This window comes from Draconibacterium halophilum, assembly GCF_010448835.1.
Taxonomy (GTDB): Bacteria; Bacteroidota; Bacteroidia; order Bacteroidales; family Prolixibacteraceae; genus Draconibacterium; species Draconibacterium halophilum.
Genome location: NZ_CP048409.1, coordinates 4,022,092 through 4,047,734, shown reverse-complemented (window position 1 = coordinate 4,047,734; position 25,643 = coordinate 4,022,092). Strand labels below are relative to the sequence as shown.

Below are 25,643 nucleotides of genomic sequence, written 5' to 3'. Positions count from 1 at the left end.
GCCGTTTTAACTAGCCTGAAATATTCTTAATCGGCGTAATCGATAATCGAAATAGTTACATCGTAAACGTGATCGCCTACTCTTTCCAGTCCTGAGAAAATATCTTTGTATAATGTTCCTATTTGGTACGAGTATTTCTCGTTTTCTATTTTGGCAACATGGTCTTTTCGTAATTTATCTCTAAACCTGTTAATCTGTTTTTCAATGGCATCGGCCTCTGTTATAGCCACTTCATTATTGTCCTTGTTCAGGTTCTCGATCATAATGTTCATCGACTTATCAACCATTTTAATCATTTCCGACACTTTTTCTTTCATTTTCGGAGTCAGCTTTTCTTTTTTATCGCTGATACGTAATAATGCTCGTGCAATATTGAGGCAGCTATCTCCAATGCTTTCAATCTCGTCAACAATACGAAGCATCGAACTAATACTTTTCGACGATTGTTTACTCAAAACGCCTTCCGAAACTTTGGTGAGGTAACTGGCAATAGAAACTTCCATTTGGTCACTTTTGTCTTCGCCAAGTTCAATTTTATTGAATTGTTTAACCAGTTTGCGCTCGTTTTTTTCCTCGAGCATGTTATTTATTCTGCCAAATAACTTTTTTGTTTGCTGGGCATAAACAATAATCTCTTTTTTTGCCTGGAGTAGCGATAATTCGCTGGTATTCAGCATTCCGAATTTGATGAACCGGAGCTTGAATTCTTCTTCATCTTCTTTTTCCGGAACTAACTTCTGAACCAGTCTTACAAGGAATCGAATAAACCATATCTGAAATAGAACATTCAAAATATTAAACGAAGTATGGAAGAACGATAGTGCTATCGGAATAGCCCCGGGATTGTTAAATGCCGAGTTTCCGGTTACTGATTGAGTAATGGAATCTACTCCGCGCAGGAAAACCGGAAAAACGGAAAGCACCCAGATAACACCCACTACATTAAAAAGAAAGTGAATCCGGGCAGCGCGTTTTGCCGATGAGTTGGCTACCATAGCGGCAATATTAGCGGTTATAGTCGTCCCAATATTTTCGCCAAGCACCATGGCCGCTGCGTGGTCGAATTCTATCCAGCCATTATTGCACATTACCAGTGTTAGTGCCATTGTTGCACTCGACGATTGAATAACAACGGTAAGTAGGGTGCCGATAAGTAGAAAGATCAGGTTCGATCCCAGGCCCATTCCGGTAAAGTGTTTCAGAAATTCAAGGATTTCGGGGTTCTCGCCAATATTAGGTACACTTGCCTTTAGACTTTCCAAACCAATAAAAAGCAATGCAAAACCAACCAGCACTTCGCCCCATGATTTGTTTCTGGTTTTTTTGGAAAAAACAAGAGGAAAACCAATACCAATGATCGGGAAGGCCAATATGCTCATTTTTACCTTAAAACCAAGAATAGAGATGATCCAGGCGGTAACGGTTGTTCCGATGTTTGCGCCCATTATAACCCCGGCTGATTCGGTAAGCGTTAAAAGTCCGGCATTTACAAAACTTACGATCATTACCGTAGTTGCGCTCGACGATTGAATAATGGCAGTGATTGAGAGCCCTGTTATTACACCCATGAACCGGTTGGAAGTCATGGCAGCTAAAAAGTTGCGTAGTTTGCCACCAGCCACTTTTTGCAGCGCTTCACTCATCAATTTCATCCCATAAAGGAAAAGTCCCAATGCCCCGATCAAGGTCAGGAAATCAAGTAAGGAATAATTCATTCTTGGTTTATTTTACAGGACGAAAATAGGGATTATAAAAAAAAATAAAAGAGGAATTTGTTACTAGTTTTAAAAAGATGTTGCCTGCTGACATTGTAGATTCCTTTACAACAGGTTTGAGTAGTTAGGTAACTGCCTGAGAGGGTTAGCATTGTAATGGGAGGAAAGAATTCTGCATGCAACTTTCAATATGTGAAAATGCAGGCAGAATTTTATTAAATGCGATTTTTGATTGAATTACAATACGGCTTTTACAGCATCAGCCAGTGGAGTTGTTGGCCTTCCAATTAATTTTGACAGCTGTTTCGAATCATCAAACAAGTCGCCTTTTGAAGCGCTGGTATCCCAACTTGCAATACCCTCGGCAAATAGTTCGGGCAGACCAATGCTTTTCAGAATTTTAGCGTACTCATCTTCAGGAAGGTTATTGTATGGAATATTTTTTCCTGTTTGTTTCGAGATCTCTGCTGCAAGGTCGGTTAGTGTATAACTCTCGTCGCCGGCCAACTCAAATTCTTTGCCTTTGTATTCTTCGTTTGTCAAAACTACTGCAGCAGCTTCAGCAAAGTCGGCACGTGTTGCTGACGATATTTTTCCATCACCTGCACTTCCCACAAATGCTCCTGCACCCAATGCTCCTTCAATCGATCCGGTGTAGTTTTCGGTGTACCAGCCGTTACGCAAAATGGTGTGTTCAACGCCCGAGTTTTTCAACGCCGCTTCAGTTGCCAGGTGTTCGCCGGCCAAACTTAGCGAAGAGGTATCGGCATGTAATAAACTGGTGTAAACGACCCAGCGAATGCCGGCTTTTTTCGCAGCTTCAATTACGTTTTTGTGTTGTTGTTCGCGTTTACCAATCTCACTGCTGGAAATCAGCAGTAATCGATCGATACCAGCTAATACTCCGGCGAGTTCTTCCGGTTTTTCATAGTCAAAGGCACGTGCTTCAACACCAAGTCCGGCAGCTTTTTCAGGTGTACGCACCAATGCTACAATGTTTTCTGCTGCTGTTTTTTGTTTTAATTGTTGAACTACCAACTGCCCTAATTGTCCTGTTGCTCCTGTTACTGCTATTTTCATATTTCTGAATTTTTAATTGTAGATGATCGTTTTTCGGTTCTCCTGTCTACAGTTTAAAAACCCTTAAGTTACTTAATTTGTTTTCTCGCCGATGAAAATAAATTAGGCATATAATGTATTCGATAGAAACCATCATAAGTAAATTCTGTTAATAAATGTATGAAAACTTATGTGGCTATTTTACGCGGAATAAATGTTAGCGGGAAAAACAAAATTAAGATGGATGCTCTGAAATCCTCATTCAGCACCCTTGGCTTTGAGCAGATACAAACCTACATTCAAAGCGGGAATGTTGTTTTTCGTTATCAGGAGACAAGTTCCGGTAATTTGGAAGAATTGATCAATAAACAACTTCTAAAAGACTTTGGATTTGAGGTGCCGGTTTTGGTGTTAAATGAAAAGGAATTGGCGAATATCGTTAAAAACAATCCGTTTGCAGGTGATGAAAATCGAGAACCTCAGTTCCTGCATGTTACTTTTTTTAAAGAAAATCCGGCAAATGTGGATGAAGAAAGAATCAATGGCTATATAAAATCCGGAGAGGAGTTTGCGATTTCTGAAGGCGTTGTTTATTTGTATTGTCCGCACGGGTATGGCAAAACCAAAATCAACAATAACTTTTTCGAGATCCAATTAAAAGTGAGTGCAACTACCCGTAATTGGAAAACTACCTTAAAGTTGTTGGAAATGGCGAAGGAAGTTGAAGCTTAATTGTCATCACACTCACATTGAAAATCATTCTTTGACTTGCGGCCGTTAAAATGCTTTAGATGTTTTTTTTTGCATTATCGAATTTTCCCAGTTTTTGAAAATACGTAGGACAAATGCCTCGCTGCTTTCTGCAAAACATTGTTCACCAAGAGCCTGAACGCGTTTCCTTAAACCCAATCGACGATTATATAAATAGCGCATCAATTTCTCGCGCGATTGTTTCTCTGGAATTAAAATGCTTTTGTTTTTGATGGCTTCATGAAACAAATTCAAGTCGTGCAGTTTTCCAAGTGTACTTCCCAATATGCTCAAATCGCTAATGTAGGCACGTATTGAATTTGGCCAGGCTTTATTCAGCAGCATTAAATGATACGTCAGGTATTTTACCTGTTTTCGCCAGTAGTGGTAAATCTCGTCGTTATTCAAAAACTCAGTGGTTTCAAACGCACCCCGCGCTTGCATATAAATGTGTTGCAGGCTTTTCAGAATGAATGATTCCGGATCGCCTGCAAAATTCAGGCTATGCATCATTTGCTGCAGGCTGAGCATCATCTGCTTTATATCTTCAGCATGTCCTGATTGTTTAAAATTTTCGAATGCGTTTTTTCGGTTTCGGCGATGTTGGGAAATAATTTTGTCGAGCGCTTTTGTAACAGCAGGATTGTGTAGTTTTGATTTTATTTCCTGAAGCAATTCTATTTGCGAAGTATCGTCGCGCAAAGGAGCAACTTCCATTGCTAGTTCTCGGTAGTACTTGTTCATCTCACGGAAATTATCGTCGCCAATTTCGTGCCGTAGCAAGCGTAGTAAACCTCTTATTTTCTTGATATTGGTTCTGACTTCGTGAATGTAAAAATGCTGTCGTTTAGTTTGGGTAATAAACCTGGCCGAATCGGAATGTAGTTTGTCAAGAACACGAAATATGCCTTCTTCAAAATATTCACGTTCTTTTATTTCCAGACTAAATTCTTCGCTCATTGTTTACCCTTTGAAAAGTTGGGATTCGTGTTTCCATCTCGCTTAAAGATAAACGATAACAATGGAAAAAGGTTAGCTGCTAAAAGTTATGCTGTTTTTCGGTAACGCCAAATGGCCAGACTTAAAAATGTAATTCCTAAAATCGACAGGGAAACGAGTTCTTGTAAAAGGTCGGAAATGTTTGAGCCTTTCAATACTACCATGCGCATTACCCGCATAAAATAGTAGATTGGGTTCAGCCGGTCGATGGTTTGTGCCCAGTCGGGCATACTTTCAACCGGAGTGAAGATGCCGCCCATTAGAACAAAAATCATCAAAAAGAAAAAACTAACAAACATAACCTGTTGCTGGGTGTCGGCAAGCGTAGAAATAAACAGTCCGAGACCCAGTACCCCGATGAGGTAAATGCCGGCCATAAAAAACAAGGTGAACAGACTGCCAGCTATTGGCAAGTCGAAAACCAGCCAGGCAATGATTAACCCAAAAGCCAGATCGAACAGACCAATTATCCAGAAAGGAATAAGTTTGCCAAGAATAAACTGGTATTTTTTTAACGGCGTTACGTTTAATTGCTCGATAGTACCGATTTCTTTTTCGCGTACCAGGTTCATCCCCGACATGAACATACCTATGATGGTAACAAGAATTGCCAAAATTCCCGGCGCCATAAACCATTTGTAATCCAGCTCGGGATTGTACCAGTAGTTTTCGGTTATTTCAACTTTTGTGGGTGGTGTAAATTCCGGGATTCCTTTCCACTCAGCAATAATGTCCTTGTTAAAATCGCTGATGATGTTTGCCGAATAAGCATAAATCAGCTGTGCTGAATTGCTCTCGATAGCATTTATTAAAAGTTGCGCCTTCGACTCGTCATCGCGAATAAGGTTGCGCTCAAAATCAACCGGAAAAACAAGAATAGCATCTGCTTCGTCATTTAATAATTTATCCTCTGCCAGTTTCTCAGATTGTTCTAAATGATGCACATTAAAAAACGGAATACCATCGAATTTTGCGATCAGTTGCCTTGAGTTTTCCGACATGTCGTGGTCAACCACTACCAAATCAATACGTTTCATGTCGTAGGTCGCCGCAAATACCAGAATCAGCATTTGCATGATCGGCACAACAAAGATCATTGGTAGAATGGTCTTGTTCCGAAATATTTGGCGGAATTCTTTTTGTAATAGGTAGAGTATTGTTTTCATTTTTGTTCGTTACAATAAAATTGTCATTTCGAAGGAGGAACGACTGAGAAATCTGTTCCTTACCTTTGTTGTCTGTTCTTTTACCGATGACTTAGAGTGTATCTCTTATTTGCGCATTAAGGAATCTCCAATCATTATTAAATGCACTAATGAGTTGTTCCTTTTTTCTCGTCTCCATCTTTTTAGTTGTTTCTCTCTGTCAATCGCTTCATTTATATTTTGGAAGTGTTCATAATATACCAAATAATGGCAATTGTATTTTTCTGTAAATCCCGGGATTTCGCCATTTTCGTGTTCAAATACTCTATGTAGTATATCTCCGGTCACACCAATGTAAAGAACCGTTTTATTCTTGTTGGTCATGATATAAACGAAATAGTTATGATCTTTCATTTTTCTATTTGTTACAGATTTCTCCTCGCATACTCGTCGAAATGACAGAGAATTGCAAGGCCACTATTCAAGTCTAATCTTAAACTTTCTAACACTAACTGCAATAAAAAACACAGTCATAGCAATTAATACTGCTGTTTCTTTCCAAATGAAAAGTATACCGGTTCCTTTCAGCATTATGGTTCTTACAATGGTAATAAAGTACCGGGCAGGCATAATATGACTGAAATATTGCAAGGGGACTGGCATATTTTCGATGGGAAAAATAAACCCTGAAAGTAATATCGTTGGCAGCATCAATCCGATCATCGAAATAAACATGGCTGCCATTTGGTTTTTTGCTGCCGTTGAGATAAAGATTCCCAGACACAGCGCCATCATAATAAAAAGGATGGTTTCGAGCATGAGTAAAATAAAGCTGCCATTTACCGGTACGCCAAAAACAAAATGCCCGATCAGTACAATGATAAATGCATTGGCGATCGACAGTAAAAGGTAGGGGAGTACTTTCCCAACAATGATCTGAACGGGGCGTAGCGGCGAAACAAGTAAGATTTCCATCGTTCCCAACTCCTTTTCGCGAGTAATTGAAATGGACGTCATCATGGCCGAAATGAGCATTAAAATCAGCGCCATCACTCCCGGGACAAACATGTAAGCACTTTTCATTTCTTCGTTAAAATACATGCGTACTTCGGGTGTAATTTGCATGGGTAGTTGCATCTCGGGATACAATTTGCGGATGTAGTCGTTAACGATGGCAGTTGTGTATGAAATGGCCAGCTTTGCAAGGTTCGGATCTGATGCATCGGCGATCAGTTGCATTTTGGCAAGGCCTTCTTTTCCGAGCGTTTCCCCAAAGTTATTACCGAAAACAATCACCTCGCGCACTTTCCCTTTTCTGAAAATAGCATCAATATCGTCAAGGTTATCGAGGTTTTCATCTAGTAAAAAATAGCCCGAAGAAAGCAGCTTATTGGTTATTTCCTGTGTAGTTTCATCCTTCGATTGGTCGTAAATGGCAATGTGAACATCTTTAATTTCACTTTTTATTGCTGTGCCAAAAACCAGGAGTTGAATTACCGGAATTCCAAAAAGTATCAGCACTGTTCGCGGATCGCGAAAAATGTGGAAGAATTCTTTTTTATGAATGATCTTAGTTGTTTCATTTTTACTTCTTAGGTTTCAGATGTCATTTCGAAGGAAGAATGACTGAGAAATCTAATTCATTGAAACAGATTTCTCCTCGCATGCTCGTCGAAATGACACGGTTTTGTGGCTATCGTGCTATCTTCAAAAACACTTCGTCCATGTTTGTTGCGTTGTATTTTTCTTTTAGTTTGGCCGGCGTGTCGAGTGCTTCAATTTTCCCGGCATTCATAATCGAAACACGGTCGCAATATTCGGCTTCATCCATGTAATGTGTAGTTACAAAAACAGTAATGCCATTATGAGCTGCTTCGTAAATCAGGTCCCAGAATTTACGTCGGGTAACCGGGTCAACGCCTCCGGTTGGTTCGTCGAGAAATACAATTTTAGGATCGTGAAAAATAGCCACCGAAAAAGCCAGCTTTTGCTTCCATCCCAACGGTAAATCGCCTATAAGTTTGTTTTTTACATTCTCCAGCTCAAGCTTCTGTAACAGCTCAGCTTCTTTTACTTTACGCTGTTTGCGGCTAATTCCGTAAATCCCTGCATATAATTTAATGTTCTCCGAAATGGTAAGGTCTTCATACAACGAGAATTTCTGACTCATGTAACCGATGTTCTTTTTTATCTTTTCGGTTTCACGATAAATATCAAAGCCTGCCACTTCAACCTCTCCAGATGTTGGCGATGAAAGGCCACAAAGTATACGAATGGCTGTTGTTTTTCCAGCTCCGTTGGCTCCCAGAAATCCAAAAATCTCCCCTTTTTTTACTTCAAAAGTCAGGTTGTCGTTTGCGGTAAAATGACCAAATGTCTTGATCAGGTTTCTTGCTGAAATGATTGTTTCTTTTTCCATGATAGTCGTTTGCAGTCTCAGTATTCAGTCCCAGTTTACAGTTAAAGAACCGGGGCACTTCCGAATTTCTCAGGATGGTTCATCATATAATTTAACAGTTTACCAATTTCCACACATTCGTTATATAGTTTCTTATGAATGTCATTGTTCAGGTATTCACAGGCGAATGCAAAATCAAGCCAGGTTGCAGTTTCGCTGTTTTCGCCATCGGAATCGGTAAGTTTGCTTAAAAAGTGTTTTGGGTATCGTCGTTTACGATAAGCTTCTGCAATGTTGGTGCATGTTGAACGGGAAGATCGTCGTACTTGATCGGTAAGCGAATACTGCTCTTCTTTGGGAAAAGTTTTGGAAACCTCAAAAATGTCCATCGCCAATTTGAACGCTTTTTGGTATACGATTAATTCTTTAAAATCCATGCCATTTATTTTTGTTTTACTGAAAACTGTGACTGTCAACTGTGACTTCTCTCCATTAAACTCATAAATACATCTTCAATGCCGGCCGGGATTTCTTCTGCCAATATATTCTCATGACCAAGGTTTTGCAGATAATTATCCAGTTCGTTGGTTTCCACTTCATCATTCATCGCTGTAAAATGGGCATACTGACCAAAAGCATAAACGGCTTCAGCCTTTTCGTAGGCCCGTAAATCGCTGATGAGTTTGTACATATTTTTGGCACCCACCTGAATAATTTTTCGAGAAAATTTTTCGGTTATGCGTTTTGGAGAATCTACATCGAGTATCTGTCCGTTTTGTATCAGTGCCACCCGGTCGCAAAGATCTGCTTCGTCCATGTAAGGTGTTGAAACGAGAATTGTGATTCCCTTTTTTTGCAGGTTTTTGAGCATCTCCCAAAACTCTTTTCGCGAAACAGCATCGACACCCGTTGTTGGTTCGTCGAGTACCAGTATTTTGGGTTTATGAATTAAAGCACACGAAAGCGCCAGTTTTTGTTTCATTCCACCCGATAGTTTTCCGGCACGGCGGGTTTTAAACGGTTCAATCTGGAAATAAATGTCGCGGATCAGGTCGTAATTTTCTTCTACTGTTGTGCCAAAAACGGTGGCAAAAAAGTTTAGGTTTTCTTCTACACTGAGGTCTTGATACAGCGAAAAACGCCCCGGCATATAACCAACCATTTTCCGGATCTTCTTGTAGTTTTTTACTACATCCAGACCGTCTAATTCCGCCTCGCCGGAATCCGGCAAAAGCAGTGTCATCAAAATTCTTATCAAGGTAGTTTTTCCGGCGCCGTCAGGACCAATCAATCCAAAAAGTTCTCCTTTATCCACGTGCAGATTAATGCCCGAAAGCGCCATGGTTTCTTTGTAGGACTTTGTTATGTTGCTAATTTCGATCATTTTTTATTCCTGGGCGCTTAGCGCATTTGATTACTTAATGTGACTGAATAATGTGACTGCTCACTGAGACTGTTTACTGCCACCGAACTTCTCCGGGCATTCCAATTTTCAACGTTCCGTCATTCTTTACCGTTACTTTTACAGCATAAACCAGTTTTACACGTTCCTCTTTAGTTTGAATGATCTTTGGTGTAAATTCTGCTTCTGACGAAATCCAGGTAATCGTTCCGGTGAAATATTGGTTTTCATTAGCATTCTTATCGACTAATACATCAATCTGCTGACCAAGTTTTACATGCGGAAGCTGTGCCCCGCTTACATAAACTTTAAGTTCCAGTTCGCTGATATCTGCAATTTTAAAAAGCGCTTTTCCTGCAGCGGTCAATTCTCCTTGTTCTGCGTAAGTTTCCAAAATGGTTCCTGAAACCGGAGACTTTATGTTGCAACGGCTTAACTGATCGGCTACTGAAGCTTTTTGTGCCTCCAAAACTTCCTGCTCTTTACTAATGAGCGTAAATTGTGTTTTTGTATTGGCAATCTGTTTGTCGATCACACTTATTTGCCCCTGAATATCGTCGAATTGCTTTTGAGTGGCAGCACCGTCTTTTAGCATTTTATGAATACGTTGTTCGTTGATTTTCAGGTTTGCTTTTTGCTCTTCGAATACAGCAATTTGCGACTGAATCGACTGGCGCTTAGCCACAACTGCAGTTTGTTGTGCATCAAGTTGTAACAATTGTAAATGTAGCTGCACCGTATCAATAAGCGCAGCAGAATAGCCCGCCTCAATTTTATCACCTTTGTCAACATTTAGTTCAAGGATCTTTCCCGGAGTTTCCGCCGAAACAATAACTGTTTCCGCCTCGAAATTGCCATAAGCGTCGGCCGTGTCATTATTCGACTGGCAGGTGAGGAAAAGAAATGGCAGAGAAATAATGTAAAATATCTTTTTCATGGTACGAATGTTTTTGCTGGTATTTTTTTAGTTATGTGTTGTTGTGCCCGGCAAGGTTTTTCCTTTGATGAGGACATATTTCTCTCGGGCTTCATTGAGTTGGATTTTGTGCAGCTCGCGTTTTAGTTTTGCTATGGTTTCGGCTTGTAATTCCTGCACATAGTCGGACGTAGTAATTGTCTCGTTCTCCAATTTTGAGGCGGCTGCTTTGGTAATTCCGGAACGCAGTTCAACTAAGCTCTCATCGTTGGTAATTAATTGTTCCAGTTTCCCGATTTGTTCTTTTTGTTGGATGAGTAAAAGGTTAAGATTTTGTATAAATGTGGCTTCCTGGCTTTGAAGCATTTCTTGCCGTAATTTCAGGACCTGTTGCTGTCGAGAAGTTTGTTTCCAGTCGAAGGCATTCCACGAAATGCCCACGCCCAAAAGGTAGTAACCTTTAAATTCGTCGAGTAACATGTTCAATCCCGGTTTGCCATAACCTAACTGGCCAAATCCGAAAAGTTTCGGGTTTCTGGTTTTGGAAAGCAGATCGCTTTGAACCACCAACTGTTCGCGTTGATTACCCAGTAATTGTAATTCCGGACGCAGCAATTCAGAATTGAATGAAAAGTTGGTTTGATAGGTGAATGTTCCGTTTTTATCAAACTGCTTTCCGGTTAACAATTCAAGCATTTGGTGCGATGCACTTTTAGCCGCATCCAGCTCAACTATATTTTGTTCGAGGTTTATTCGTTCTGCCTTTAAAACCATAGCTGCCGAAGGTTCGGTTACTCCGTTACGAATACCCGATTCCACGCGGCTCAGTTGTTCGTCAATGGTTTTTATTTGTGCGAGGATCACCTCTTTTTGCTGATCGACAATCAGGGCTGTAAAAAACGCCTGTGCAACCTGCTCATTCAGTTTGTAGAGTTCAACTTCAAGTTGACTGAGGTTGCTTTTTAAAATCGCTGTTTCGAGGGTTTTGTTTGTTTTGGTAAGCCCACCGTCATAAATAGTTTGTTGCAACTCGGCGTAAGCGTTGTAACGATCTTTCGATACAGTTGGGATTGATATTCCGGGCATTGAAACAGGAACCTCGGTTACTGCGGATTGATAACTGATCTGGCCATTCAAGGTTACCTGCGGCAGGTAATTGGTTTCGTGGTTTTGTATGGAAAGCGAGTTGATTTCTTTCCACAGTTCCGACTGTTTCAGGTTGGGGTAATTTTGCCGTGCCCACACATAACAACTGTCTAATTGAACGTTGTTTTGGGCAACTGCCAACTGAAACGGAAATAGCAATAGAATCAGGATCTTTCTCATTTTATCAGGATTGAGTGAAGGACAAATTCCTTTACGGTTACTTTTCTTTTCTCGATAAATTTGTTGTAACTCTTCTGATCTGTGTCGAAGAATACTACCGACATGAGTGGCTTGGCGGCAATAGGAAATATGCTGAGGCTTAATATATTAATGATCAAATCTCGTGGATCCATCTTCCGAATGTTGCCATTGTCCATTTCTTGCTTAAACATGGAAATAATAAGTTCGGGCTGTAATCCGCTTTCTTTTATCATTCCTGCCAGAAACTCTGGATCGCGATGTATTTCTTTCAAAATGAAGGTCGGCAGAAAGGGATTTTTCATTAAAATATCGATGTAGTTTTCGATAAAGGCGCCAAGCTTTTCCTCGATTGATTTTTCGGATGTTGCCATCAGCATAATGTTGGGCATAATTTTTCCGAAAACACTTTTGAAAATGGCCTCGAATAACTGTTGTTTCGAACGAAAATAATAATGAAGCAATGCTTTATTTATACCTGCCTCGTCTGCAATTTCCTGCATACGCGCTCCATCCATTCCTTTCCGAACAAAGACATTCTGTGCGGCACTTAGGATCTTTTCCTCGGTATTGTCTTTTTTTATGTTTGTCATGATTTGAAATTAACTAAATAGTTTAACCAATTGGTCAAAAGTAAGTGGATGAATTCAATTATCCAAGAAAATAACCATGTAATTTAACCAGATGGTTAATTTTTGTTTTTTGGATAATAGTTTATCTTTACTATTCATTACTAAACCAATTAAAAAAATATTGATGATGACAACTACGTATAAATTTATCCTGGTGGCTTTGGTGGCATGTTCTGTAATTCTGTCGGCTTGCAACTCAAAACCAAAAACACAACAATCAGCTGAAAAATCAGGTGAGGAGTGGATTCAACTGTTCAACGGAAAAGATATAAACGACTGGCAGGTAAAATTTAAAGGAGAGGTGCTGGGCGAAAATTATAAGAACACTTTCCGGGTAGAGGATGGTTTGCTTCGCGTGTCGTATGAGAATTGGGAAGAGTGGAATGGTAAATTTGGCCACCTATTCTACAAAGATGAATTTTCGCACTACCGTTTGCGGGTTGAGTACCGGTTTATTGGTGAACAGGCAAAAAACGGACCCGGCTGGGCATTCAGAAACAACGGATTGATGATTCACGGGCAAAGTGCCGAGTCGATGGAGTTGGATCAGGATTTTCCATCATCAATTGAAGTGCAGTTGTTGGGTGGCGTAACCGGACAAGGTGAACGTTCAACTATGAACCTTTGTACTCCCGGAACCAATGTGATATTAAACGGCGAATTATGGGAGCAGCATTGCACCGATTCAAAATCGAAAACGCAGTTTGATGATGAGTGGGTAAGTGTTGAGGTGGAAGTGCACGGCGGAGAAGTTATCCGTCATTTTGTAAACGGAGAAGAAGTACTTAGCTACGAAAAGCCACAACTGGATCCGCGTGATCAGTATTTCGAAAAATTATTACCGGCTGATGGCAATGAAATAATCAGTGGTGGAACGATATCCATTCAGGCTGAAAGTCATGGTACCGATTTCAGGAAAATAGAATTGTTGATTTTAGAAGAATAACTACTTCTGCTCTTTTTTTCTGATCATTTTTTGTTCCCTGCGGTTGGCATAGTTCAGGCTAAGCAGCGACACGGCAATTATCATCATTCCAATAATTGAAGCGAGATCTGCTTTTTCGTTGCTCAACAAAATCCAGCTGAGTGCTGCGCCTGAAACGGGAATCAGAAATTTCCACACATTTAGTAATGAAACCTTTACCCCCGGTCGTTTCAGTAATGAATACCAAATGGTAATGGCGGCCGCCGATAAAAAGCTCAGCCATGCCAAAGCGTACCAGTATTTTGGCGGAAATGGCCCCAGGTGAATGCCTTCAACAGGAATAGAAACAATGGATAGCATCAAACCACCAATAATGAGCGAAGTGGAGCTTAAAACAACCGGTGATATTGTGCCTGAGTGTTTCGCTACCATTACATTGGAATAACCCGATACAATATTATTAACCAGTAATATGGCAATACCAAGATATTCCAGGTAGCCGGTCATCTCAACTTTAGTGCGGCCGAGTGTGATTATTGCAATTCCAACTACGCCAATTAATATGCTAAATGTTTTTAGTGGAGTCATTTTATCGTTGCTAAACGAGAAGTGCGCCACCAATGCTATAAAAAGCGGTTGCGATCCCACGATCATAGCAGATAAGGAACCGGGAAGTAAATTTATACCACTGTAAAACAGCGCATATTGTGCAAATATTTGCACCACTGAGAGCAACAGGATAAATTTCAGGTTGTGTTTTAATTCTGAAAAATAGCGTTTTGGTTTTCCGAAATACAAAAACATCAGCAGGCCGGAAATGGTAAAACGGATGCCTGCAAACTGGAACGGACTATGATATTCCAGCCCGATTTTTACTCCCGCAAAAGCGGTCGACCACAAAAGGCAGGCAACAATTGCCAGGAATGTTGTTGTTCGGAAAAGATTGCTCATACGATAAATTGAAATGCAAAGGTGACCATTTTCTGATAAAAACCGGATGTGTAGGTCTGAATTTTTCAATATAACTTCAAAGTCGTTTTAAAAATGGAACATAAAGTATAAAAATTCAGTTTTTCTTTGTAAAAGCTTTATAAAATCCGGGCATTCGCAACACTGAAAACTGCTATACTTGCGGAAAAAGGATTAACTTGGCACATCATTTACCAGAATTATTTTTCAATGGAAAAACGAATTATCAACAACTACGAAGAGTTTGAGGCCCTTTTGGGGCAGGTTATTGGAGTTTCAGATTATGTTCAGATAACTCAGGAGCAGATAGATAAATTTGCAGATGCCACGCTCGATTACCAGTGGATACACACTGACCCGGAGCGTGCAGCCAAAGAATCACCGTTTAAAACCACCATCGCACACGGCTATTTATCGTTGTCGATGCTGACTTATCTGTGGTACAATGTTGTTGATGTAAGAAATGTAAAGATGATCGTAAATTACGGTATCGAGAGTTTACGTTTCCAGCAGCCGGTAAAAGTGAACGACAAAATCAGGGCAACAGTATCATTAAACGACATTAAGAACCTGCGTGGGATTGCTAAAATTCAGGTGAAAATTGTGGTTGATATCGAAGGTGAGCGGAAACCGGCCTACGATTGTTTGGTAAATTTCCTTTACCACTTCGAATAAAACAGAACTACTTATAAAGTTTTTTCATCCCCCTCTCCTTCATCGCTTCTCAAGTCGAAATGGGATAGGGGGATGAAAGTATATTTCTGCAAAACCAAGCTTTAACTTATTTTCCGGAGCAGCCCCTCGCATGCATCTTCCAACAGATCGAGTACCAGCTCAAAACCTTCGGCTCCACCGTAATACGGATCAGGTACTTCATCGTATTGGCCATCGCTGCAAAAATCTGTCATTTTGTGCAGCTTTTGCAGGTCGTTACCATTGCGGGCCATACTTTTTAAGTTCTGCATATTGCTGTCGTCCATCCCGATAATGTAATCGAAATAATCGAAATCGGAATGTGGATCGAACTTCCTGGAAAGCGATGTTAAATTGTAATCGCGGCGTATAGCGTGCGATTGCATTCTTTTGTCGGCAGGTTCGCCGGCATGCCAGCCCGATGTTCCAGCAGAATCCACCTCAAACTGTTTGCTTAAACCGGCTTTTTTTACAACACCGTTAAACACCGCCTCTGCACTTGGCGAACGGCAAATATTTCCGAGACATACGAAAAGTACTTTTGTTTTATCCATGGTTCAAGACTGTTACATTTTTGGGTTTCATCCCCCAACTCCTTCGTCGTTTTCCCCCTTCAAAGGGGGATTAAGGGGGATGATGTTTCCAGTTTCAGATTACAAGTTGCAATCTTACTGAAAACTGTGACTGATCACTGAATACTTACTCTTCCGAGTTCCAAATCTCATAAGACTTTTTAGCCTGGTTCAGCAACATCTCGTAGCCGTTTTTAACAGTGGCTCCGTTGGCTTGTCCTTTGGCCATAAACTGCGTTACTTCAGGATTGTAAACCAGATCAAAAAGCAAATGCTTGTCAGTTATAAATTCGTAAGGGATATTCGGGAAAGTCTCAACTTTTGGATAGGTTCCCAGTGGAGTGGCATTAATGATCAGCAAACGCCCGGTGATTACTTGCTCATCAATATCTTCGTAACGGATCTCATTTTCCTTTAACTCTTCAATCGATGCTGAAATATATTCGATTCCCAATTTTCTGAGGACATATTTTAATGCTTTTGAAGCACCACCTGTTCCAAGAATCAGTGCTTTTTTATGATGATCTTTTAAAAGCGGTTTCAGCGATGACTCAAAACCAAAAGTATCGGTATTAAATCCCTTTAAATGCACACCATTTTCAGTTCGTGTAACACGAATGGTATTAACAGCACCAATCTCTTTTGCCGAATCATTTAGCTCATCCAAATAGGGAATCACCTGCTCTTTGTACGGAATGGTAACGTTAAAACCAATCACTTCCGGGTTGTCTTTTACCACCTCCGGGAATTTAGTTATCGAATCGATTTCGAAATTGTCATAAGTTGAATCTATCTTTTCTGTTTCAAAACGTTCGGTAAAATAACGCTTCGAGAATGAGTGGGTGAGTGGGTAGCCTAATAATCCGTATCTTTTCATCTTATAAGTATTGAGTCGTGAGTATCAAGTATCAAGTATCCAGAATCCAGTTTACTTCTTCAATTTCTTTCCAATTCCTTCAACTACAAAAATAAGTGCAAATCCGGCAATTGCCAGTAGAATTGCACCAGGCAACCAGGCTTCGTGTCCTGTAATTTGCTCGTATGTTCCGGGTAAAATATTACGTTCGGCGATGGGTTTTAGTTCACCATGCCGGTCGATTATTGTTTGTGTAACTTCTTTCCAGGGCCATACTTTGTTTAGCGATCCTACCATAAAACCGGCTAACACAGCAATGGTGGTGTTGTGGTATTTTTTCAATAACCACGACAGCACATTTGAAAAAGCAATGATGCCAACTGCAGCTCCAACAAGGAAAGTAAGGATCACCGCGATGTTCACATCGCCAACTGCCGAAAGGATGAATTTGTACATGCCCAGCAGTACCAAAATAAAACTACCTGAGATACCTGGCAGGATCATGGCGCAAATTGCAATGGCTCCCGACAGAAAAATAAACCAGTAGCTGGTGTTTGCTTCGGCAGGTGTGATAACTGTAATCAGGTAGGCAATTATAATTCCTGCTATGCCGCCAATTATGGTGTCGGCTTTCCATCGTTTTATGGAGCGTGCCACATAAATAGCTGATGCAACGATCAATCCGAAAAAGAACGACCACACTAAAATAGGATAGTGGTGTAGCAAATATTCCAACCCTTTGGCCAGTGAGAAAACACTGATGCCTACGCCGATAAATACACTGATAAGAAATGTTCCGTTAATGGCGTTCCAAAACTCAGCAAGTTTAAAACTGAATAAGAGTTTAATAGCGGTTAAATTGATTGACTTTATCGAGTTAATCAATTCTTCGTAAATACCGGTAATAAAGGCAATTGTTCCTCCTGAAACGCCAGGTACCACATCGGCAGCACCCATTCCCATTCCTTTTAATACCAGTGTAAGGTAATCTTTTGCGGATCTGTTCATTTATGGTCTGAATTTGTAACGGTGTAAATTTTTATTTTGGGATGCCAAAATACAAAAACAAATTGTAAAACAGGGATTAGAAGAAGAAGGTTGACTCCCTGATACTGATTTTGCCCGGGGATTTAATAATTTGAATAAAGAATAATCTGTAATTGGTTATTTATCTCCCCGGCGGAAATCGTCGACAACCTTTTTAAGCTGCTTACTTTTTAAAGCTCTCGGGTAAATATCAAAGAGGTAGTTGATGTTTTCAAAATCCTGCAGCATTGCCGAACGCAACCATTCATATGCTTCCTTGCGTTTCCGGTTCCCGAGCAATATGGCCACCAGGCGGTATTTTAGCATCGAGTCGTCGTTATTGTCGATCGCCTTTTTCAGTATTCGGATGGCACCGTTTGTATCACCGTGCTTCATTAATGTTTCGGTCCAGGTGAGCCAGATTTCGGTATTTTCAGAATCAACACGTGCACCTTTTTTAAATGCTTTTATTGCATCATCCAGGTATTCGGCGTCGCTGCTAACTTTTCCCAAAGTCAGCCAGTATTCCGAATTTTGCTTGTCGATCTTTATGGCCTTGTTGATGTAGTCAATACTTCTGTCGTACTTTTTAGCGATCCACATAATCAGCCCTACACCAAAATGAGCCGTATCATTCTCCGGATTCATGGAAATTGCTTTCTGGTAATTGTGTTCCGATTGCAGCTGGTTGTCCAGATTCAGGTAACACTCGCCAATGTAACAGTAAGCATCGTCGTTATCGGCATCAAATTCAAGGAATTCCCTGTATTTTTCAATGGCCTCTTTAAAACGTCCTGAGTTTGCCAGCGCATTACCGATATTGAACAGGGCCATATGGAAATTCTCGTTGATGGCCAGCGTGTATTCATAAGCTTCAATTGCCTCATCGTGCATGTCGGCTTTGTTGTACACTATACCCAGGTTAAACCATGCGGAGTAATTGTATACATCGTAATCAATAAAACGATTGTAATACTTAATGCTGTTTTTGTAATCGCCAATCTGGTCGGTAAAAAATGCAAGATCGTAAAGTGCCAGTTCGTGTTTCGGATTCAGTTTTAGCGCTTTTTTGAAATAGGAGATGGCCTCTCTTATTTCGCCAATTTGAATAAACGCCGAACCAACGTGGTATAAAATATCGTCGGTTTCTCCGTTTCCGACTTTGATTGCTTTTTTGAATGATGCTTTTGCAAGATCTTCGTTGCCCATAATCAACGATGCCGAACCTCTTAACAAGTGGACATCGGGATTGGTGTTTTCAACTCTTTCAGCAAAATCGAGGTATTTCTGAGCCTGGTCGTATTTCCCTTTGCTCAGCAGAATTTGTGCATATTTTAAGTGAAGAGCAACCGCGTTGGGATGGATCTGAATGCCTTGTTTAGCCGCAATTTCAGAAGACCGCAAATCGCCTTCTTCCATCAGCTGTTCTACAATTCCTTCAAATTCCGACACATCAAAATACTTTAAGCGGCCCGAGAGCAATGAACCCTTAAAACGCTTAAGTGCTTCGCTAATATCTTCTTCCCTGAAATTATCTCTTTCCTCGTTCATTGGCAAAAATAGGTTCGCGAAATTAACAATTCGCTTTGAAACTCAAAAACAATCTTACAGGTGTTGATCGCGTAACAAATCGTTCACCGTTTTTACAGGATTAAATGTTTCAATCGGAACCTCAACAAAAAGGGTGTTCCAGTTGCTCATTGCTCCGTTCCATAAACCCGGTAGCTCTTGTGCTTTCAGCTCTTTTCCGTCTTTCGATTTTTGGGAAATAAAGCCGGTTGCCGGGTCGGTAAATTGGGTGAGATCGTATTTTTCTCCTTTGTAATTTTTTATTGCACAAACCAGGTCAACCGGATTAAAGTGTGTGGCGTGCTGAACAATGTTTTGTTGTTGAACACTATCCGGATCGATTTGTGAGCTTTCAACTACCTGCAACGACACCGTGCCGTCGGCATTAATTGCCCAAAATGGTCCGCCGCCGGGTTCGCCTTCGTTTTTCACCATTCCACACACACGAAATGGTCGGTTATATTTCTCCTTCAGGTATTGATAAAGTTCTTCGCGTTCAGTGTAATAATGGTTTTTGGCTGGTTTGGTATTCAAGGTATTTTCCAGGAAGTTGGCTGCTTCGGCCAAAAAACGACTATTAAGCGCGGTATAATGCTTTTCGTTCAATTCGTGCTGATAGTAGAACAATTTTTCCTGGTGTTTTAACAACACTCCGGCCAGCCCTTTTTTATAATCGATGGTGGTTTGTTTCAATCGATCAGGAACGACATTGTCGATATTTTTAATAAAAATAATATCGGCATCCAGATCGTTCAGGTTTTCGATTAAAGCACCGTGTCCACCCGGGCGGAAAAGTAAACTGCCATCGGTGTTTCGGAATGGTTCGTTTTTCAGATCGACAGCAATTGTATCGGTTGATGGTTTTTGCTGACTGAATGTTACATCAAACTCAATTTCCAGCTGCTCTTCGTATTTATTTTTTATTTCAGCAAACAAGGCTTCAAAACCCGGCTGGTGCTCCGGCGAAACGGTAAAATGCAGGCTTGCTTTATTGTCTTTGCCGGCTGCATATTTTGCCCCTTCAACCAAGTGCTCTTCAAAAGGTGTTCTGGCTCCTTCTTTGTACGAATGGAATTTTAGCAGCCCTTTTGGTTTGGCTCCGTAATTCAACCCTTTTTCTGTTAACAGATAATCGAGTTTGTTTGCGGCCGAAAGTGGCTCGCCAGCATCTGATACAGCTTTCTTTAGCTCTTCGGCAAAAGCAAATTTGTCGAGGTCGGTAACATAATGTGCAGCATCTCGGTTAGCTGCAAGAACTTCTTCATTTGGCTCATTCTGGAAATCTTTCAGTGCCTGAAACAGCGCTTTAAACATACGGCTTGCAGCACCCGATGCCGGTACAAATTTTAAGGCTTTTGTCCCCGATGCTATTTTTGAATCGTAACGTTCGCCTCTTTTTTTCAAGTCTTCGGGATTTAAACGGATAATACCTTTTCCCACCGAGGCGGCATCTTCAATATGTAAATAGGGAAAGCCTTTTTTAAAATTTTCTATCTGAATTTGCACAGTTTCCAATTGGCTTCCGCGCTCCTGAATTTGCTGCTTATCTTTTTCTGAGAACATATCTGTCTGAATTTTCCTTTAAATGTATAGATTTGAAGCTGTATTAAAAAAGCAAAACCGTTGATATTCGCGGAAAGTTTTCAAGAGTTGTTGATAAGTTTTCTAAAAGTGTCTACCGAGAATACGGATTTCAAAATTTGAGTACTTTTGCAATCTCAAATAAGGACAATGCAAAACGGAACATACAGCTGGGGACACAACAAGCGATATAACGATTTTCCAAGCTATTTCAGACAACTTTTTTCGGAGCGGGTGCAAAAGGTTTCGATAGATGCCGGCTTTTCCTGTCCCAACCGCGACGGGACAAAAGGCTTTGGCGGTTGTGCCTATTGCAACAACACTACTTTTAAACCCACCTATTGTAATCTGGAGAATAGTGTAACCAGCCAGGTGGAGCAAGGTGTTGCTTTTTTTTCTAAGAAATACAAGTCGATGCGATTTCTGGCTTATTTTCAGGCCTATACAAATACTTATGCGCCACTTGAAGATTTAAAACGTTTATATGAGGAAGCGCTGGAACATCCGATGGTGGTTGGACTAGTTATTTCAACGCGCCCTGATTGTTTGTATCCTGAGTTGTTGGATTACCTGGGCGAACTCAGTAAAAAGTTTATGTGATGATTGAATTGGGACTGGAATCCCACCTCGACAAAACGCTGAAAAGTATTAACCGCGGACATTCGTTTGCCAAAGCTGTTTGGGCCATTGAAGAAACGGCGAAACGTGGCATTAACAACTGTGCACATATGATTCTTGGTTTGCCGGGCGAAACACGCGAAGAACTACTTGACCAGGCAAAAGCGATATCGAAACTACCGGTAAAAAACCTAAAGTTGCATCAATTGCAGATTCATAAAGGAACTTTGTTGGAGAAGCAGTTTCAGCAACATCCCGAAAATTTTAGCCTTTACACCGCCGATGAATATATCGATCTTGTAGTTGATTACCTGGAGCTTTTAAATCCCGCAATCATTGTTGAACGTTTTATCAGCCAGGCACCACCAGAAATGCTGATTGCACCAAAATGGGGATTAAAGAATTTTGAGTTTGTAGCCAAAGTGGAAAAGCGCTTGAAGGAGCGAGATACTTGGCAGGGGAAGGGGCTTTATAAAAAATAAAGCCCCGAACAAAAATGATCGGAGCTTATATTATTTTGATTTGATAGTATGCCCTGTTCGGTCTTCGATAACTACAAGCCTGTATTTTGTGCCGTCCATCACTAAACGGTGAGTATCAATATGAAGGTGTTTTGTTTTTACCTTATTGTTAATCACAAAATCGCGAATAAGTACCAATTCCGAAAGGTTTGATCCGGAAAGTAAGTCGCGCAGCTGGCAACGCTTACAAAAACCATCATCTTTTGCCGTAAGTCTGTCGCGCTGCGTGCATCCCATAATTTCGCAAAACTCATGTCCAATTATATCTCCCTTATCGCTCTTCGATAACTTTTGGAAGGAGTGATTATAGTACTTTACTTTAAAATCGTGATCGGTTAGGAAAATGGCTTGTGGATGATGCTCAATCAATTGGTTAACCAGGTCGTTGGCCTCTTCAACTCTTTTGAATTCTAATCTCATGGCACTTAAATTTAACAGGTTAGTATAATTCCCCTACTCATTCAGTTCTCTCTTGCTGATTCGGGTATAATGAAATTATGAATTATTAAGCAATAATTCAATCAAATATGTTTTACAAGCTAAAAATTGTGGCTAGCAGTTTAACTGTCGACTGAGCCAAATACTTTTTTCAGCAGACTGGTTACGCGAGCGGCCGGATCTTCCCTGATTAGTTTTTCTTCTGCGGCAATCTTAATAAATACACCATCAAGAGCTTTGGCCGTCAGGTAGTCTTCCAGCTGTGTGTCAACTTCTTCCAAACCTGCCGTTTGCCCGATAAATGAGCCGGCAACCAGGTTCCATTTCCCAACCAGTGTATCCCAGCTTTCTTTGGTCGATACGTTTCCTACCAATTTTTTTTCAACCGATGCTTTAATTTTTGGCTGGTACAATGCAAATAGCTGATCGTAAGTTGTTTTATGTAAATACGACGTTGCAGCGTTGTCATTGCCTTTTAAAATACCCACTGCATCGTTTATGGTCATATTTTTAATGCTGTTCACAAAAATAGGGGCGGCCTCTTTTGCAGCGTCTTCGGCAGCGCGGTTAATGTGCAGAAGTACATCTTCGAGTAGCTTTTCGCCACCCGGCACTTTCCCTGCATTCTCAACAATAATATCAGCTTCTGGTGGTAACATAATCTTTACCAGATCATCTTTGTAATAACCGTTTTGTGCTCCTAAAATACTTACTGAGTTATTGGTTCCTGTTATTAATGCTTGTTTTAGTCCGGCAACTATTTCTGTCCGGGTTAACGGAGTTTCTCCTTCAAGCGTTTGCTGGGCAATTTGCATAACTTCGGCACAGCCTGATAACAAAATGGTTACGGCTAGTGTAAATGATCTAATAATTTTCATTTAGCGTCTTTATTTGGTTTTTTACTGAAGAGCTTTTTAACGAGGTCTTCACGGCCTTTTGCTTTTAGGTCGCGAATAATTTTATTCCGATTTTCTTTTCGGTACCAGAAAAAGAACTGACGTTGTTGTTCTTTGGCATCCTTGTTTCGTGCGGTGTAGATATTCTCCATTGTATAGGGGTGGTAGCCCGAATAATAAACTACAGTTGCCAATGTCATAGGTGTGGGAGTAAAGTCCTGCACCTGTTCCAGTTTGAAATCCATGTCTTTGGTTTGAATAGCAAGATTCGCCATATCTTCCGATTTACTACCCGGATGGCTCGAAATGAAATACGGAATCAGTTGTTGATTGAGCTTTTCTTCCTTATTTATTTTTATGAACTCCTGGTTTAATTCTTCAAACAATTTAAACGAAGGTTTTCGCATAAACTTCAGTACATCGTCCGACGAGTGTTCCGGTGCCACTTTTAATCGTCCGGAAACGTGGTGCTTGATGACCTCGCGCAGGTATTTTCGGTTGTTTTGGTTTACTTCTTTGTCTTTGGTATCTTCCAAAATCATGTCGTAACGAATGCCGCTGCCGATAAAAGCTTTTTTTACTTTCGGATTATGACGTACTTTTTCGTAAAGATCGAGCATTGGTTTGTGGTTGATATCGAGGTTTTTACAAACCGACGGGAAGATGCACGATGGCCGTTTACATTTTCTGCAGATCTCCTCGTGAATACCTTTCATTTTGTACATGTTGGCCGACGGGCCTCCTAAATCGGAAATGTATCCTTTAAAATCGGGCATTTCGGTTACTTTCTCCACCTCTTTTAAAACCGATTTCTCGGAACGGCTGGCAATAAATTTTCCCTGGTGGGCCGAAATAGTACAAAAGGTACAACCGCCAAAACATCCACGATGAATGTTAATGGAATGCCGGATCATATCGTAAGCCGGAATAGCGCCTTTATTATTGTAGCGCGGATGTGGCAAACGTGTGTATGGCAAATCGTAAATACGGTCGATCTCCTTCTCCTTAAAAGTTGGCCACGGCGGATTTACGACCACTTTTTTATCGCCAATGCGTTGCACCAGCTTTTTGGCCTCCATTTTATTCGATTCCTCTTCAATATGCATGAAGTTTCGAGCAAACTCTTTTTTGTCTTCCAGGCATGTATCGTGCGATGCCAATTCCAGCTCATCCCAGTTTTTCTTGGTAGCATAGTCTTCATCAGCATCGGTCATAAACACCGTTTGCGGAATGGTTGTAAGAGTATCAATAGGAATACCACGTTTTACGAGGCGGGCAAAGTCTACAATCGATTTTTCGCCCATACCATAAAAAAGCAGATCTGCTTGTGTATCGGCTAAAATCGAGGACATTAAACGATCCGACCAATAGTCGTAATGTGTTAAGCGGCGCAACGAGGCCTCAATTCCACCAATTACGATCGGCACGTCAGGATATAAATCTTTTAATATTTTCGAGTAAGTAATAGTGGCATAATCCGGGCGTTTTCCAATCTGTCCTCCGGGCGTGTAGGCATCGTTCGACCGTTTTCGTTTTCCTGCCGTGTAGTGGTTTACCATCGAGTCCATATTTCCTGCAGTTACAGCAAAAAACAGGTTGGGTTTCCCCAGCTTTTTAAAGTCGCGCAGGTCGTCGGTCCAATTGGGTTGCGGAACAATTGCAATGCGCAATCCTTCGGCTTCCAGTACCCGTCCAATAACAGCTGCCCCAAACGATGGATGATCAATATAAGCGTCGCCGGTGAATAAAATTACATCCAGTTCTTCCCAGCCCATTTGTTTCACCTCCTTTTTCGAGGTGGGGAGCCAGTCTGTAATATGTAGTTTGTTTTCTGTCATTTATCTAATTTGTTCCCTTATAACAAATAAAGCTCAAATATGATTAAAAAATAATTGTTAGTTGAGAAATTGGTGGTTTTAGCGAAAACGAGCAACGATAAAATAAGCATGTATTAAAGCTTGGGTAAAAATGTTCATTCAAAAATTCTTTTCTCTTCGTAAGAGATTATTTGAATTTAACAGCAAAAATAAAACAGGATTTAACGTTAATCCAAAATTTAATAACTGCCTCTATGGCTGTGTTTAATGTTTATACGATTACTAAAAACACCATCGAATCGTTATCAAAAGAAACCAACGACGGCTCCATTCTCAACTGCTTTTATGGCCTGTCGGGAAGAGGAAAGACAGGGCTAAAAGTAAAAGTATAAAGGCAAAAAGGCCAGTTTCTGTCATCTTGGCAAGGTGCGAGGAGGTATTTGTATATAGTGTTAATAGTGAGGAGTTTAACAAATAAATTTACTACAGGGTTACACGGAGAAGACACCGAGTTTAACACAGAAGAATATGCAATGATAAAAACTACAATTCTTCAATTTAGCAGTTTTACTATTTTCTTTAATTTTCCTGCATAATCTTTTGCACGCGGCCAACTTCTCCGCTTTCGAGCATTACTTTTATTCCGTGTGGGTGAATGGCCGAATTGGTCAGTATTCGTTGAACGATGCCGCAGGTTAATTCGCCTGATCGTTGGTGTTCTTTTTTTACAACGGCCACATTCGAGCCTACTTTAATATTTTTTCTTTGTTGATTAATCATCTGTCTATCTTTTTCGATTAAA

The 25,643-nt window shown here is 40.6% G+C and carries 28 protein-coding genes; 6 read left to right on the top strand and 22 right to left on the bottom strand.

Features of this window, described 5'->3' with window-relative positions; all coding sequences use genetic code 11:
• Positions 1-26: 26 nt before the first annotated feature.
• Together G0Q07_RS16395 and G0Q07_RS16390 are read right to left on the bottom strand one after the other, a co-directional pair.
• Entirely contained in the window at positions 27-1,715 is a 1,689-nt protein-coding gene (locus tag G0Q07_RS16395; protein WP_163348177.1) for a Na/Pi cotransporter family protein, read from the bottom strand.
• Between the two features lie 237 nt (positions 1,716-1,952).
• Positions 1,953-2,795 carry an SDR family oxidoreductase gene (locus G0Q07_RS16390; protein ID WP_163348176.1) on the bottom strand — a complete coding sequence of 281 codons (843 nt, stop codon included), beginning with the start codon at positions 2,793-2,795 and terminating at the stop codon, positions 1,953-1,955.
• 159 nt (positions 2,796-2,954) lie between these two features.
• Here G0Q07_RS16390 and G0Q07_RS16385 point away from each other — a divergent pair, with 159 nt between their 5' ends.
• Entirely contained in the window at positions 2,955-3,506 is a 552-nt protein-coding gene (locus tag G0Q07_RS16385) for a DUF1697 domain-containing protein (RefSeq protein ID WP_163348175.1), read from the top strand.
• Between the two features lie 45 nt (positions 3,507-3,551).
• On the opposite strand, the gene G0Q07_RS16380 is transcribed toward G0Q07_RS16385, so the two are convergent.
• The 10 genes from G0Q07_RS16380 to G0Q07_RS16335 form a co-directional block, all read right to left on the bottom strand.
• Positions 3,552-4,484, bottom strand: a complete 933-nt coding sequence (locus G0Q07_RS16380; protein WP_163348174.1) for a CHAD domain-containing protein — start codon at positions 4,482-4,484, stop codon at positions 3,552-3,554.
• Between the two features lie 86 nt (positions 4,485-4,570).
• A complete protein-coding gene (locus tag G0Q07_RS16375) occupies positions 4,571-5,689 on the bottom strand; it encodes an ABC transporter permease (protein WP_163348173.1) in 1,119 nt (372 codons plus the stop codon).
• A gap of 105 nt (positions 5,690-5,794) precedes the next feature.
• A complete protein-coding gene (locus tag G0Q07_RS16370) occupies positions 5,795-6,082 on the bottom strand; it encodes a GIY-YIG nuclease family protein (RefSeq protein ID WP_203532581.1) in 288 nt (95 codons plus the stop codon).
• A gap of 63 nt (positions 6,083-6,145) precedes the next feature.
• The gene (locus G0Q07_RS16365; protein WP_246222921.1) at positions 6,146-7,189 is read right to left on the bottom strand and encodes an ABC transporter permease; all 1,044 of its coding nucleotides are present in this window, start codon (positions 7,187-7,189) and stop codon (positions 6,146-6,148) included.
• A 172-nt stretch (positions 7,190-7,361) separates the two neighbouring features.
• Positions 7,362-8,087 (bottom strand): ABC transporter ATP-binding protein, encoded by a 726-nt coding sequence (locus G0Q07_RS16360; RefSeq protein WP_163348172.1) that lies wholly within the window; start codon positions 8,085-8,087, stop codon positions 7,362-7,364.
• Positions 8,088-8,128: 41 nt separating this feature from the next.
• Positions 8,129-8,503 carry a four helix bundle protein gene (locus tag G0Q07_RS16355; protein ID WP_163348171.1) on the bottom strand — a complete coding sequence of 125 codons (375 nt, stop codon included), beginning with the start codon at positions 8,501-8,503 and terminating at the stop codon, positions 8,129-8,131.
• A 35-nt stretch (positions 8,504-8,538) separates the two neighbouring features.
• Positions 8,539-9,450, bottom strand: a complete 912-nt coding sequence (locus G0Q07_RS16350) for an ABC transporter ATP-binding protein (RefSeq protein ID WP_163348170.1) — start codon at positions 9,448-9,450, stop codon at positions 8,539-8,541.
• Between the two features lie 73 nt (positions 9,451-9,523).
• A complete protein-coding gene (locus G0Q07_RS16345; RefSeq protein WP_163348169.1) occupies positions 9,524-10,405 on the bottom strand; it encodes an HlyD family secretion protein in 882 nt (293 codons plus the stop codon).
• A 27-nt stretch (positions 10,406-10,432) separates the two neighbouring features.
• Positions 10,433-11,710 (bottom strand): TolC family protein, encoded by a 1,278-nt coding sequence (locus tag G0Q07_RS16340; RefSeq protein ID WP_163348168.1) that lies wholly within the window; start codon positions 11,708-11,710, stop codon positions 10,433-10,435.
• On the bottom strand, positions 11,707-12,321 hold the full coding sequence (locus tag G0Q07_RS16335; protein WP_163348167.1) for a TetR/AcrR family transcriptional regulator: 615 nt from the start codon (positions 12,319-12,321) through the stop codon (positions 11,707-11,709). The genes G0Q07_RS16340 and G0Q07_RS16335 overlap by 4 nt, the downstream gene beginning before the upstream one ends.
• A gap of 163 nt (positions 12,322-12,484) precedes the next feature.
• Between G0Q07_RS16335 and G0Q07_RS16330 the strand changes: the two genes are divergently transcribed.
• On the top strand, positions 12,485-13,306 hold the full coding sequence (locus G0Q07_RS16330) for a 3-keto-disaccharide hydrolase (RefSeq protein ID WP_163348166.1): 822 nt from the start codon (positions 12,485-12,487) through the stop codon (positions 13,304-13,306).
• Here G0Q07_RS16330 and G0Q07_RS16325 read toward each other — a convergent pair whose 3' ends face one another.
• Positions 13,307-14,236 (bottom strand): DMT family transporter, encoded by a 930-nt coding sequence (locus G0Q07_RS16325; protein ID WP_163348165.1) that lies wholly within the window; start codon positions 14,234-14,236, stop codon positions 13,307-13,309.
• Positions 14,237-14,464: 228 nt separating this feature from the next.
• Here G0Q07_RS16325 and G0Q07_RS16320 point away from each other — a divergent pair, with 228 nt between their 5' ends.
• Positions 14,465-14,929, top strand: a complete 465-nt coding sequence (locus G0Q07_RS16320) for a MaoC family dehydratase (protein ID WP_045026866.1) — start codon at positions 14,465-14,467, stop codon at positions 14,927-14,929.
• Between the two features lie 101 nt (positions 14,930-15,030).
• Here G0Q07_RS16320 and G0Q07_RS16315 read toward each other — a convergent pair whose 3' ends face one another.
• The 5 genes from G0Q07_RS16315 to G0Q07_RS16295 all read right to left on the bottom strand — a co-directional run bounded on the left by G0Q07_RS16315 (position 15,031) and on the right by G0Q07_RS16295 (position 20,533).
• Positions 15,031-15,501 carry a low molecular weight protein-tyrosine-phosphatase gene (locus tag G0Q07_RS16315; RefSeq protein WP_163348164.1) on the bottom strand — a complete coding sequence of 157 codons (471 nt, stop codon included), beginning with the start codon at positions 15,499-15,501 and terminating at the stop codon, positions 15,031-15,033.
• A gap of 145 nt (positions 15,502-15,646) precedes the next feature.
• Complete coding sequence (locus G0Q07_RS16310; RefSeq protein ID WP_163348163.1) at positions 15,647-16,396, bottom strand: shikimate dehydrogenase family protein; 750 nt, start codon at positions 16,394-16,396, stop codon at positions 15,647-15,649.
• Positions 16,397-16,447: 51 nt separating this feature from the next.
• Positions 16,448-17,383 carry a DUF368 domain-containing protein gene (locus tag G0Q07_RS16305; protein WP_163348162.1) on the bottom strand — a complete coding sequence of 312 codons (936 nt, stop codon included), beginning with the start codon at positions 17,381-17,383 and terminating at the stop codon, positions 16,448-16,450.
• Between the two features lie 156 nt (positions 17,384-17,539).
• Positions 17,540-18,952 carry a tetratricopeptide repeat protein gene (locus G0Q07_RS16300; RefSeq protein ID WP_163348161.1) on the bottom strand — a complete coding sequence of 471 codons (1,413 nt, stop codon included), beginning with the start codon at positions 18,950-18,952 and terminating at the stop codon, positions 17,540-17,542.
• A gap of 54 nt (positions 18,953-19,006) precedes the next feature.
• The gene (locus tag G0Q07_RS16295) at positions 19,007-20,533 is read right to left on the bottom strand and encodes a DUF4301 family protein (RefSeq protein ID WP_163348160.1); all 1,527 of its coding nucleotides are present in this window, start codon (positions 20,531-20,533) and stop codon (positions 19,007-19,009) included.
• A 168-nt stretch (positions 20,534-20,701) separates the two neighbouring features.
• Here G0Q07_RS16295 and G0Q07_RS20850 point away from each other — a divergent pair, with 168 nt between their 5' ends.
• Positions 20,702-21,151 carry a hypothetical protein gene (locus G0Q07_RS20850; protein ID WP_246222920.1) on the top strand — a complete coding sequence of 150 codons (450 nt, stop codon included), beginning with the start codon at positions 20,702-20,704 and terminating at the stop codon, positions 21,149-21,151.
• The gene (locus G0Q07_RS20845) at positions 21,151-21,651 is read left to right on the top strand and encodes a radical SAM protein (RefSeq protein WP_246222919.1); all 501 of its coding nucleotides are present in this window, start codon (positions 21,151-21,153) and stop codon (positions 21,649-21,651) included. Before G0Q07_RS20850 ends, G0Q07_RS20845 begins: the two co-directional genes overlap by 1 nt.
• A 30-nt stretch (positions 21,652-21,681) precedes the next feature.
• On the opposite strand, the gene G0Q07_RS16285 is transcribed toward G0Q07_RS20845, so the two are convergent.
• From G0Q07_RS16285 to G0Q07_RS16275, 3 genes are all read right to left on the bottom strand, one after another.
• The gene (locus G0Q07_RS16285; RefSeq protein WP_163348159.1) at positions 21,682-22,110 is read right to left on the bottom strand and encodes a PAS domain-containing protein; all 429 of its coding nucleotides are present in this window, start codon (positions 22,108-22,110) and stop codon (positions 21,682-21,684) included.
• Positions 22,111-22,250: 140 nt separating this feature from the next.
• Complete coding sequence (locus G0Q07_RS16280; protein ID WP_163348158.1) at positions 22,251-23,006, bottom strand: DUF4197 domain-containing protein; 756 nt, start codon at positions 23,004-23,006, stop codon at positions 22,251-22,253.
• Positions 23,003-24,862, bottom strand: coding sequence for a YgiQ family radical SAM protein (locus G0Q07_RS16275; RefSeq protein ID WP_163348157.1), 1,860 nt, complete (start codon positions 24,860-24,862; stop codon positions 23,003-23,005). Before G0Q07_RS16275 ends, G0Q07_RS16280 begins: the two co-directional genes overlap by 4 nt.
• A gap of 233 nt (positions 24,863-25,095) precedes the next feature.
• Here G0Q07_RS16275 and G0Q07_RS16270 point away from each other — a divergent pair, with 233 nt between their 5' ends.
• Positions 25,096-25,233 (top strand): hypothetical protein, encoded by a 138-nt coding sequence (locus G0Q07_RS16270; protein ID WP_163348156.1) that lies wholly within the window; start codon positions 25,096-25,098, stop codon positions 25,231-25,233.
• 187 nt (positions 25,234-25,420) lie between these two features.
• Here G0Q07_RS16270 and G0Q07_RS16265 read toward each other — a convergent pair whose 3' ends face one another.
• Positions 25,421-25,621, bottom strand: coding sequence for a YwbE family protein (locus G0Q07_RS16265; protein ID WP_163348155.1), 201 nt, complete (start codon positions 25,619-25,621; stop codon positions 25,421-25,423).
• Positions 25,622-25,643: the final 22 nt, after the last annotated feature.